Genomic DNA, 12,428 nt, shown 5'->3' with positions numbered 1-12,428 from the left:
AGAAATAACCAGAGGCCTCACCTTTGTAGCTTGTCAATTAATTGAGGCTTGAACTTGTTGGTTGGTATTGTCCTTGTTGCATAAAGTCTTCTAAAAACCATGCAGCAAACTCATGTCGGCCTTCTACATCGGCTTTGCTGTAAATATCGGACGCTTGTTGACGAACGGTTTTTTCTTTTGTGCTTCTTAGTGCGCTTATTTCTTTAAAGCTTAAGCCTTTAAGTAACAACATCGCGACTTCTTGCTCACTGCGGGTCAATGTCCACTGTGAAAATTGGGTTTGAATAACGCCGCTGTATTCATGGCGCGCATCCATCATTGCTTGTGATATGTTTTTAAGTTCTTTTTTTGAATGTACTAATTCTTGTTTCAGCGCATTAATATTTGCAGTACGCGCACGAATATCGCTAATTAAGTAAATAGCACAGGCTGCAGAGATAACTACGATCAAGCCTTCGGAAAAAATATGCCACTGCGGCACCCCTAAACGTATATCTGTTAGAACATCAAAAAAATTCAACACCATTATTACCAACAATGTAGCCGCTATTAGCTTATCTCTCATTAAAACCTCTACTATCAATGCATTATAATTACAATGGACAAATGTACCATGCTGTAAATTAAGCTGTTTTTAGGAACATTACGGCGTATGCCTGATGATTTAACAGCATAAAAAAGTCATGGTTGATTCTATAAAATTAATCAAATGTGAACAAACGAAATGCTGTTAAATTCTACAAAAAAAATGCGTCATTTTTTGCGTATTCAATATACGTTATTTTTCTTCTCTACGGTGGCTTTATTAACATTTAATCCTGTGTTTGCTTCGCAAAATTTAGCACCTGTAGGGCTTTCGTCACTCAGTGGTTTTGATGTTGAATTTGCGCCGATTCAAAAAACAGAGTTTATTAACGGGCAAAGTTTAATTGGTGAAGTCAATTTCAAACCAGGTGTCAATTATACGGTGCTGTTTGCGTTTGATGTACAGCAGGTTCGTTACTTATACCCTAACGGCAGTATGGTGGAAAAAGGCGCCACTATCGCAAGCGTTGAGGGCAGTGATGTACACCATTTTTTAGATGCCTATCAATCAGCAAAAGATATGCTCGCTATTGCTAAAAGCCATTACGACATAAACCAACAGCACTTAAAAAACAAAATAATAAGAAGCTCTGAATGGGTTGAAATCACAAAAAGCTATTTTGAAGCCATGCTAAACTTTGAACATATGCAACATCAAATGGCATTTTTAAACATTGATGATAATGAAAACGTGACCTTAGTGAGTCCAAAAACGGGCATTTTAAAACTCACCAATGAGTCGGGAAACCGTATGATGGGTGACACCGCGTTTGATATTATCGATGCAAGTAGTATTCGCGTTAAGATTAAAGTCCCTCTTAGTTTTACCAACACGTTAGCGCATTTTAAGCTGTCACAACATTGCAGCTTAAATATTGAGAGCTATGACAGTATTGCAGATAAATACCATCAAATTGTGTGGGCGTCACCAAGCTCGAATGAATGCCAGCTGACACTGGGGCAAACTATCAAAGTCACACCGGTAAATAAATTAACGGGCTTTAAAATAGCAAAGTCAGCGGTGTTTGAATTTGAAGATGTTAATTACATTGCTTTGAAGTCTGGCGATAATCTTGAGTTACTGCCGATTGAGCTCAAAGGTACACAAGGCAAAGACTATGTATTTACTGCTAATAAAAACCTAGATGATCAGCAGGTACTAATAAGCTCGGTAAGTGCGCTACAAGGTATGTTGCTTCACTTAGGGAGAGAGTAAATGTTAAACAAGCTTATTAAGTTTTCACTTACTCAGCGTTTGTTTGTTAGTATTTTTGTTATTGTTGCTATGGCCATTGGTGCTAAATCTTGGTTAAGTATTCCAGTAGATGCTTTTCCAGAAATATCGCCTACCCAAGTTAAAATAGTTTACAAATTACCTGGCATGAACGCCCTTGAAATAGAATCGCAAGTAACACGGGTGATTGAAACCGAATTACTGGGTATTCCGTCACAGCAAATGCTGCGCTCTACCACTAAGTATTCTATTACCGATATTACCATTGACTTTGAAGAGGGCACCGACATTTATTGGGCGCGTCAGCAAGTTAATGAGCGTTTATTAAATATTTTGCCCACCTTGCCCAGTAATATTAGTGGCGGCATGGCGCCAATGAGCACGCCTTTGAGCGAGGTGTTCATGTTTACCATAGAAAGTACTCACTTATCGCTGATTGAAAAAAGAGAGCTTTTAGATTGGCAAATTCGTCCATTATTGCGCACTGTAACCGGCGTTGCTGACGTAAATAGCCTTGGCGGCTTTTCAAAAACCTATGAAATACTTCCCAATACTTTATTGATGCAACAGCATCAAGTCAGCTTTGATGAAATGAAGTTAGCAATCACGCAAACGAATCAAAACGGTGGCATAGGGCGCTTAGAAAAAGGCAACGACACCTTAATTTTGCGCACTGAGGGCAAATACAACGATATAACCGCCATTGAAAATACCGTGATTAAGTCCACTCAAAATAAGGTTATTCGGTTAAGTGATATTGCCACGGTACACGTTGGCAGTTTAACCCGTTATGGCGCAGTCACTAAAAACAGTGAAGAGGCGGTACAAGGGCTTATAATTGCGCTTAAAAATAGTAATACAGCGCAAGTTGTTGCAGATGTAAAAGATAAACTTCGCACCATTGAAGCTTCATTACCGCAAGGCACAAAAATTAATGTGTTTTACGACCGCTCTAACTTAATAAATACCGCAATTAGCACCATTACCAGCGCATTAGGCCAAGCGATTATTTTAGTGATAGTGCTACTTGCCTTGTTTTTAGGTGATATTCGCTCTTCATTGGTGGTGTCTTTGTCTTTACCTATGTCGGCATTGCTGACATTTATAATGATGAAGCAGTTTGATTTATCGGCTAATTTAATGAGTTTAGGCGGCTTAGTGATTGCCATTGGTATGCTGGTGGACTCATCGGTAGTTATTGTTGAAAACATAGTTAATCGGTTGGCTAACAATCAGCACCTCCCTCGGCTGCATGTTATTTATCGCGCATGTAAAGAAGTCGCGGCGCCAGTGTTCTCAGGCACAATTATTATAATTATCGTGTTTTCACCGCTATTAATGTTAACAGGGTTAGAAGGCAAGTTATTTACCCCAGTGGCGTTAACTATCGTGTTTGCAATGCTAAGTGCGCTGTTGTTGTCGTTAACGGTTATTCCAATTTTAGCCTCATTGTTATTAAAAAATGAACCCGTAACCCAGCCTAAAATGGTCACGCTATTACAAGGTTTTTATACTAAAACACTTGCCCAAGCAATTAAAAAGCCGGTGGCTATTAGTGTTATATCAGTTGCTGTTTTAGTGCTCAGTGGGGTGTTATTTCAGGGGCTTGGTAAAAGCTTTATGCCCGTTTTAGATGAAGGCGACATTATTGTGCAACTGGAAAAATCGCCGAGTATTTCCTTGCAAGCCTCGCTGGATATCGATAAACAAATTGAAGCCACACTGCTAAAAAACACCCCAGAAATCGTACAAATTGTTGCCCGTACCGGCTCCGATGAACTCGGGCTTGATCCTATGGGGTTAAACGAAACCGATGTGTTTATGGAATTAGCGCCAAAAGATACGTGGCGTTTTGACTCCAAAGCGCTGCTAATCGAGGATATTCGACAAACTCTTGCGCAATTTCCAGGGGTAAATATTGGCTTTACTCAGCCAATACAAATGCGGGTATCAGAAATGCTCACCGGTGGCACCGGTGATATTTCGATTAAAGTATTCGGTAATGACATTGCGACACTTGCCTCATTAGCTGAAAAAATCACTGCACTTGCCACTAATATTGACGGCGCAAGTGATGTGCAAATGGCGCTTATTGAAGGGGGTAAATACGTAAATATTAAACTTATTCCTGAGGTTGCCAGTCAGTTTGGTTTAACCACCGAAGGATTAAGCGATTATTTAAAGTCGCAATTAGAAGGCCTACAGGTATCGGCACTGCAAGAAGGAAACCGCGTGATCCCAATTGTGTTTAATGCACAAAAAGGTGATAGCGCAGCACACTTTGAGTTATCGTCAATGAGCGCATTAAAACAAAAGCTAATTTTAATGCCCGACAACAGCCTACTACCACTTGAAGAGGTGGCTAATATTAGCTTTAAAACGGGGCCATTGTTAATAGAGCGAGAAAAAGCAAAACGCTTTGCTTCTGTAAGCGTAAATGTGGATAACCGCGATGTGGTTAGTTATGTAAATGAACTGGAAGCTAAAATTAATAGCAGCATAAAATTACCCAGTGGTTTTACCTTGTCGTTTGGTGGCGAATTTGAAAGCCAGCAACGTGCAACACAAAACTTGCTGGTGCTTATTCCGGTGGCATTAATACTGATTTTCATTATTTTATTTACCACGTTTAAATCGTTATCTAAATCAACGCTGATAATTGCTAATATTCCGTTTGCGTTAATGGGGGGAGTGATTGCTCTGTTTATTAGTAATGAATACCTGTCGGTGCCTGCATCGGTTGGTTTTGTTGCTTTACTTGGCGTAGCGGTACTCAATGGTATTGTGATGATCAGCTACTTTGAGCAAATGAAAATGTTTTCTGCCAATGTAACGCAGCGCATTTTAGATGGCGCAAGCAGACGCCTTCGCCCAGTGTTAATGACAGCCACAACCGCAATGTTTGGTTTACTGCCACTGGTATTTGCCACCGGCCCTGGCGCTGAGATTCAAAAGCCATTGGCGATTGTGGTTATTGGCGGGTTAATTACCTCAACAATTACAACACTTTATTTATTACCTATCTTTTATGGTTGGTTGGAGAAAAAACATGGCTGAACAGTTACTTTTTACCCTAAATGTACCCACAAACATAAAAGATGAAGTGGTTGATATATTAATTGGCATAGACTGCATTACCGGCTTTAACTTAAAAAACATTGAAGGCTACAGTAAAGAGCACAGTGAATTTGATATTGCCGAGCAAGTAGAAGGTCATCGCAGCTTTTATCAGTTTGAGGTGCATATATTATTAGCGCAGCTGCAAACAATTAAAACGGCGTTAAGCCCTGTGTGCCAATACACCCCATTAAAATATTGGGTTACGCCTATTGTTGAAAGCGGGCACCTTAGATAGTGTAGTTAGAATTATAGGCTGCTGCTTCGAGCAGCCTCTTTTTATAACTAAATACAAAATAGTTAAAAAGAGGTCACAATATTGCTATAAGTTAATAAAGTCGAAGCCTGCTGCGATGCCCGTACCTACTTCACGTGAGAGCGTCACTTGCTGCATTGACCCTATAGTTGCGTAATAGCGTGTAACTATATGATTTTTTAATTTGGATTAGTTAAAGAGTAAATCGAAATACAAGGTTATTGAGTTGCTCTGCTATCGCTATATACACATCAAGTACTGACTCTATATTTTTTATATTTGCGGCTAAGGTCGTAATACCAGCTGCTTAGTGTTGGATCTCTGAAACCAATGAACCTATTGTTTTGATGATTTTGTTTATTTTAGTCTGCCCTAATTGTGCTTTTATCCGCAACCTCAGTATTATCACTTGTAGAGTTTGCACTATGCGCAGCTTCTTCAATGGCTGCTGTAGGTTCATTAACCGCTGTAGCTATCTACTCAAGCTGATCTCTTTATTTGGGTGCAACTTGACTTCTTTAACAGAATCACTGCTAAAGTAAGTTGCCTATCTATGATATTGTTATTGAAGAGAATGTTAGGGAAGTTCCCTCAATATAAAACGGTTGCATAGTGTGGTGTCTGATGTGCATGTTTATTAGTGAAAATTGAACCTATAAGCTTGATTTATATGTGCAAGGTTTGCGGGGAGCGCATACTTTGTTTAGTAAAGTATTTATAAGATAGTTACCCAACAATCTATAAATATTAATTTTTATGGTTTCTATATGACAATTAAAAACGAGGATGTTATAAGATGAAATTAGTTACGACTATATGTTTTACTTTGACGATGTTATCAGGCTGTATCGTTGTACCAACTAAGGACATGTCAGCAGTCAATAAATGTGAAATATCTTCTGACCGTAAGACATTGAAAATAATTAATGGCTTTGAGGATACCAATACCTACTATTCAATTAGTGGGATATTATTAGTCCCTATTACAGGCGTTGTATCTGGCGCCTATGTAGCAATAAATAATATATATCATCTTGGCGAAGAAAAAATTGTTTGTGGAGCTGCTAAAGAGAGCACATAGCAGGGGCTATAATGCCAAAAGCTTGTTTAAGTGAGCCTGTAACAGGCTCTTCTTAACCGGTAATGTAAAACTTAAACCACTTGAATAATTTGATCTTGACTCAAACGTGATTTTGGAAGCTTAGCATTATAGTCGGTTTGTGTTTCGTGATAACCAATGACAAGTGCGACTTCACAAATATAACCATCTAACTCATCCGCAAAAAGTTCACTAATTAGCTCGCTATCTACGCCTTCCATTGGTGTTGAATCAATACCTAAGCGCGCAACAGCATGCATAGTATTACCAAGTGCAAGATAGGTTTGTGTTTTGGTCCATGCGGCATTATTGCCAGATGCGTCAGTATTTAAGTCAACAAATGCGTATGCGCCAAAGGCTTGCTCACGATTTTCTGCTGGCGTACGGCCATTGGCGATATCAGTGTCAATCACTTTTGCATAATCTTCTCTGGTGTATTTCGGGTTGTAAGCAAACAAAATAAATGTAAAGACTCTTTTTAAAACTCAACTTGCTTTAGCTGATTAACGATTTAAAAAAGTTTAAATCTAAGTATGGCCCTATTGATTTTTTTATGAGCTGCATAAAATATTTCATGATAATCATAGCCGCTTGATAATTTTAAGATGTTCTGCTTTTCGGACACAATCTAATCTGTTTGTTGCGCCTAATATTTTAAATATTGTTCTTAAGTGCGACTTAACAGTCAGCTCACTTATGAAAAGTACTTCTCCTATCCCTTGATTCGAAAGCCCAGCTTGAAGCATTTTCAGTATCTCAAATTGTCGCTTGCTTAATACGGTCTCTGTATTTTCCTTAGAGTATTTAGAAATTGCATTGAGCGAATTTTGTAGGTTTTGAGGGATTAAAAGCTCTCCATTTAAAACTCTACCAATTGAATTTGAAATCTTTTTAATATCGCTGTTCTTTGAAATAATACCAACAATACCAAGTGATAATGCTTCTGTTAATAAATCGATATCTTCCTGAGCGGAAAGAATAGCAATCGGCACTATTATAGTACTCGCCTGCAAAGCTCTTAAAAATGAAACGCCATTTACATTAGGCATGCTCAAATCAAGTAAAACAAGGTCTATATCGGTATTACTTTTAAGGTAACTAAGTGCTTCAGTAGAGTCTGAAATACACTTGACGGAATAATTTTCATTTATTATTTGCAATGACTCTTTTAGTCCGAAACTAAAAATTGGATGATCGTCTACATTGAGAATTTGTATTTTATTTGCCAAGTTGAAAAACTACTAATATTTAACCTTTGTGAATTAATTGATTATATCTCACTAATAATACGTTAGAAAGATTCTTCTACTTATTTGTTTTTTGTTGATATCCAATAATCAAGATGATTCTTCATTAAATAAATATTTAAAAACAATGACTATGCTTAATTTAACTAGAGTGAATCATAATTACATGTCGAAATTTAATTCGGCTTAGTTACGTTATTTAAACGATGTCATATTGCTACTTTTAGCGTAATTTTAGCTTTGAAGGCCAATCTTTTGTGTAAGCTAGTGAAAATTTTTTTTTTGATCATACGTATTTGGTGTGGTCTTTATTGTAAATTTACTAGGATAAATATGAAAAAAAATATCGGCTACTTTAAAACCAAAGTTTCCACTTTGAGTATTCTCACACTGACGTTGCTTTCTGCATGTGGCGACAGCAATAAAAACGTTCCTCCAGCCGCAACACAGACTGCAACGGCAACATTAAAACTCGATGCAGATATAACTAATGATGATGAAGTTTCAAGAGCTGAAATAAATGCCGGAACACCAATTTCTATTACTGGTACCGTTGGTGGTGATGTTGCAGATGGGGATACTGTAACGCTTAAAGTTAACGACACAACGTTTAGTGGTAATGTAACCGAGAAGTCTTTCTCGATAAATGTGCCTGTTTCAGATTTAGAGCTAGATACAGATAGCACTATAGAAGCGACAGTGACAACATCAACTGGATATCTCAGTGGCGAGGCGACAGCAACAGATATTGAAACATATACTGTAGAGCCAACTATTACTGCTTCCATTTTTCTGGATGGCAACGTCACCGATGACGACATTTTAAGCCCTGATGAGATTTCTGAAGGAATGCCTGTAATAATAAAAGGAACGGTTGGCGGGGATGTTGCAGATGGTGATGTAGTCACCTTAACCGTGAATAGTTCCAACTTGCAAGAAAACGTAGATAACGGAGCGTTTACTTTTAGTGTTCCTATTTCTGATTTGCAAAATGATTCAGACTTAACCATTGAGGTTAGTGTTACTACATCAACAGGAAATAGTGCAGGAGAACAAACAGCAACTGATTCTGATAGTTACGTGATTGGGTCAAATACGACCTCAGGTGAGTTAATCGACCCGTTCAAAGATCAATATAATATTTTTGGAAACCATGTGGTTATACTACAAAATGGCAATGTTGTGGTTACCTCGCCTTCCGATGATATTGGTGCTTTGAGTGGTGGTTCAGTACATTTATTTAATGGCACTACTCGTGAAGTAATTGCAAGTATTTCTGGAAATGTTGTTGATGAAATGATTGGTAGTAACGGTATTACCGAATTACCCAATGGAAACTTTATTATAAGCTCTCCTTCGGGGTATGGTAGTGTAAAAATTATAAATGGCGATACAGGCATGCAGGTTGGAACCGGTATTACCGGTAGCCGTGCAACAGATAATATCGGTTCAGGTGGTATTTATCTACTGGAATCCGATACCAGTAACTTTGTTATTAGTTCTCCGCGAGTATCTTTCTCAGATATTCGCGCAGTAGGTTCAGGAGGTGCTAAAGAACTAAAAAATGCTGGTGAATTTAGAGTAATAAATGGTGATACCGGAGCCCAAATTGGGAGCTCTGTTTTTGGAACGCAGGTGAATGACTTATTTAGTTCTGGAGGGGTTTACCCTTTATCGAATGGCAATTTTGCAGTAAGCAGCCCGAATGTTGATAAGCGTGATACCGATGGCTCACTTTTAACTAATGTTGGTGAGTTAGGTGTATATAGTGGCACCGATGGGATTCTTGTAGGGACAGTATCTACAATATCAGGAGGTATAACTGTATTATCAAATGACAACATAGTAGTAAATAGTCCTGAGTTCGATTCAAGCAACGGTGTTGACAGTGGTCGTATAACTTTAATAAGTGGTACAACTGGTAATCAAATAGGTGAACATTATACAGGTGCTGCTTCGAGTGACCGTTTTGGCGAAGTTATTACACCAGTAGGTTTAAATAATTTTGTTGCAAGTTCTCTTTATGTGAGTGCCATCAACGGTTCTGCGGATAATGTTGGTAATGTAAGCTTGTTCAATGGTACAAACGGCTCATTAGTTTCTAGTGTTTACGGAATAACAGCTGGCGATGGTTTTGGTAGTGAAGTTCAAGTGCAAGCAAACGGTAATTATATCATTGTATCACCAAGTTATAGTAGCAATAACCTAAGATGGAACGGCCGAGTGGAGTTGCGTAATGGTGATACTGGTGAATTGATTGGGTCACCATTAGAAGGCGATAAGGACTTTCAACGTTTTGGTAGTTATGGTGTAACTACTTTGAACAATAATAACTTTGTAATATCAACCGTTGAGGATCAAATGGAAAGGTCCATTGCTAGTTCACAAGTTAACGATGTACATAATGCTGGTTTAGTTGTTTTGGTAGATGGTCAATCTGGTAGTGAGTTAAATCGTTTCAAAGGTGATAACGAAGGAGACCAAATAGGTTCTTCGGGAATTATTGGATTAAGTAATGGTAACTATGTTGTTGCTAGTCAAAATGATGATGTTGATGGCGTAGCTGACGCTGGCAGCGCTATTTTGTTTAACGGGAGTGATGGTTCACAAGTAGGGACTACTATTACGACTGGTTTAGAGAATGGTTTATTTGCAACAGACATTAATGCATTAGATAACGGTAGTTTTTTAGTTGTATCAAAATTTGCAGAAATAAACGGAATTGCGAACGCTGGCGAAGCGAGGCTGTATAATGGAAATACAGGTGCACTTCAAAAGGTTCTAGCCAGTGGAATTACTAGTGACTCTTTTAAAAGCTACTTTTTAACCGCTGGCTCTTCAGGCTTTTATGCATTCTCAGCAAGATCCGCTGATAATTATTCGGGGTATGTGTTGATTTTTAATCAAACAGACCAAACAGGCCCAGTATCAGCTCAATAAGTAAAACTATTAGCGGAAAGTTTACCCTTTCCGCTTTTTTCATTATCCTTTAAGCTAATCTCAATTTTAATACGTTTTATATAATATTTATTATTAGCAACTTAGGTTCTAAACACTAAGAAAATTGATTAGGTGGATAATTATTAAAACACATATAAATAACTCAAGATTTGATAACATACTATTCAATGCGTATGAGCATGCAATGTGGCCCCATTATGTTGGAGGGATTTTTACCGCGCTCCCCTTTATTTTTTATTTGTTTAGGGCTAGCGCTTCAAAAGGTGAAACCTACTTATGGTTTAGCTTAAATGTATTATTGTTAGTATGTGTGTTTTTTTTGTACCTTTTTAAGTTAAGGTTTGTGAATGTAAATCTAAAGATACGATCGCTTTTCAGTCTAATTCCCTTGTTAGTGTTTATATTTTCCTTAGTTATTGCCCCTTGGATATTCCTAGATGAAAATTCTAAACTCCCCATATACATGATGACTGTGGTATTGATTTCATTAACAGGTACTACTGCATACGCACTTTGTTATTATCATATGAGGCACACTATTTTTTTGAGTCTACCAATGATTTCATTGGCAGTTAAAATCATATTACTTGCACCTGAAGATTTAGCACTTTCACTTTTCGTTATAATTTTTTTATGGATATCTTCATTTTTATTCTCTTTTGTTATTAACAAACAATTAATTTCGGCACTTATGTTTAAACAAGAGCAAAATGCTGCTCGGGCTCAAGCAGAAGCTGCTGATAAGCAGAAATCTCAGTTCATTGCTGCTGCTAGTCATGATATTCGTCAACCGTTGCAGGCCTTGTTTTTCTTTATTGATGCATTAAAACATAAAAACAAACAGGTTGAGTTAATTTCCATGCTTACACATATGGAAAGTAGTGCGTTAAGTATGTCTGATTTACTTAATAGTTTATTAGATATATCTAAGCTAGATGCAAAACAAGTTATACCTAATCCACAACATACCTATTTAACTCCTATTTTTGAGCAGTTAGCAAAAGAGTTTTTGCCTTTAGCTGAAAAACAAAAAATTCACTTTAGATTTGATGCTAACTCTCTTATTAGTTATATAGACCGAACCTTATTAAAGCAAGTTCTGAGTAATTTTTTAAATAACGCGTTTCGTTATACTTATAAAGGAGAAATAATACTTTCTGCTACTCAAGAGGTAGATACTATAAAAATTAGTGTAAGTGACACAGGGATCGGTATTGAAAGTGACAAAAAAGAGATTATTTTTCAAGAATTTTATCAGGTAGCTAATCCCTGTGGAGATAGAAAAAAAGGTATTGGGTTAGGATTATCAATTGTAAAGAAATTGTGTAAGCTTCAAAGTTGGCCATTACAGGTTGAGTCAACTCTTGGTGAGGGCAGTGTATTTTCGATTAAATTACCATTAGGCAACGCTAAACTTACCAGAGAAACAGATATATCTAAACCTTTCTCGCTTATTAAAGGTCTAAAACTGCTCATTATTGATGATAGTAAAGAAATTTTAACAGGCATTTCATTTTGGCTTGAAAAATGGGGATGTGAATTTGTTTCAGTGCATAGTGAGGCTGAGGCAATAGGTGAGTTACATAGGTTACAATTTATACCTGACATTATACTGTCTGATTACAATCTTGAGGATGATATGAATGGAATACGAGCAGTTAAAAACATAAGAACTATTTTAGGAAATATAGTGCCAGCCGTTATTTTAACTGGTGATACAAGTGCAGATCGTATTTCATTAATTAATAGTAGTGGGCTTGTTTATTTAAGTAAGCCTATTGTGCCTTTGAAATTAATTGCTACCTTAAATAAATTAATTATCACAGCCAAACTGTCAGGCACTGATTAAAGTCGGATAATTGTCAGGTCAAGTATGAGCTATTACTCAAAGCGAGCGACAGTAAAAAGCAAGCGATCTTTTATTCTAAC

General features: G+C 37.4%; 8 protein-coding genes and 1 pseudogene. 6 read left to right on the top strand and 3 right to left on the bottom strand.

The window, feature by feature from the left end:
* Nucleotides 1-37 precede the first annotated feature (37 nt).
* On the bottom strand, nt 38-565 hold the full coding sequence (locus tag H5163_RS03530; RefSeq protein WP_182734350.1) for a LuxR C-terminal-related transcriptional regulator: 528 nt from the start codon (nt 563-565) through the stop codon (nt 38-40).
* Nucleotides 566-724: 159 nt separating this feature from the next.
* On the opposite strand from H5163_RS03530, the gene H5163_RS03525 reads away from it, so the two are divergent.
* From H5163_RS03525 to H5163_RS03510, 4 genes are all read left to right on the top strand, one after another.
* Entirely contained in the window at nt 725-1,801 is a 1,077-nt protein-coding gene (locus tag H5163_RS03525) for a hypothetical protein (protein WP_182734348.1), read from the top strand.
* Nucleotides 1,802-4,876 carry an efflux RND transporter permease subunit gene (locus tag H5163_RS03520; protein ID WP_182734347.1) on the top strand — a complete coding sequence of 1,025 codons (3,075 nt, stop codon included), beginning with the start codon at nt 1,802-1,804 and terminating at the stop codon, nt 4,874-4,876.
* Nucleotides 4,869-5,174 (top strand): DUF3240 family protein, encoded by a 306-nt coding sequence (locus tag H5163_RS03515; RefSeq protein ID WP_145242247.1) that lies wholly within the window; start codon nt 4,869-4,871, stop codon nt 5,172-5,174. The genes H5163_RS03520 and H5163_RS03515 overlap by 8 nt, the downstream gene beginning before the upstream one ends.
* Nucleotides 5,175-5,988: 814 nt before the next feature.
* Nucleotides 5,989-6,273 carry a hypothetical protein gene (locus H5163_RS03510; RefSeq protein WP_145242251.1) on the top strand — a complete coding sequence of 95 codons (285 nt, stop codon included), beginning with the start codon at nt 5,989-5,991 and terminating at the stop codon, nt 6,271-6,273.
* 71 nt (nt 6,274-6,344) lie between these two features.
* Here H5163_RS03510 and H5163_RS03505 read toward each other — a convergent pair.
* A pseudogene (locus H5163_RS03505) lies at nt 6,345-6,755 on the bottom strand (NAD(P)H-dependent oxidoreductase); the annotation flags it as partial.
* A 117-nt stretch (nt 6,756-6,872) separates the two neighbouring features.
* The gene (locus tag H5163_RS03500) at nt 6,873-7,520 is read right to left on the bottom strand and encodes a response regulator transcription factor (protein ID WP_182734346.1); all 648 of its coding nucleotides are present in this window, start codon (nt 7,518-7,520) and stop codon (nt 6,873-6,875) included.
* A 351-nt stretch (nt 7,521-7,871) separates the two neighbouring features.
* Here H5163_RS03500 and H5163_RS03495 point away from each other — a divergent pair, with 351 nt between their 5' ends.
* Both H5163_RS03495 and H5163_RS03490 read left to right on the top strand, forming a co-directional pair.
* Nucleotides 7,872-10,478: an Ig-like domain-containing protein gene (locus tag H5163_RS03495; protein WP_182734344.1), complete on the top strand. Its 2,607-nt coding sequence runs from the start codon at nt 7,872-7,874 to the stop codon at nt 10,476-10,478.
* Between the two features lie 586 nt (nt 10,479-11,064).
* A complete protein-coding gene (locus H5163_RS03490) occupies nt 11,065-12,348 on the top strand; it encodes a hybrid sensor histidine kinase/response regulator (RefSeq protein ID WP_182734343.1) in 1,284 nt (427 codons plus the stop codon).
* Nucleotides 12,349-12,428 lie beyond the last annotated feature (80 nt).

Origin of the sequence: Pseudoalteromonas sp. SG44-8, from assembly GCF_014164125.1 — a bacterium.
Taxonomy (GTDB): Bacteria; Pseudomonadota; Gammaproteobacteria; order Enterobacterales; family Alteromonadaceae; genus Pseudoalteromonas; species Pseudoalteromonas rhizosphaerae.
Note: the sequence above shows the minus strand (reverse complement) of the source record. Positions and strands in the feature narration are given on the sequence as shown.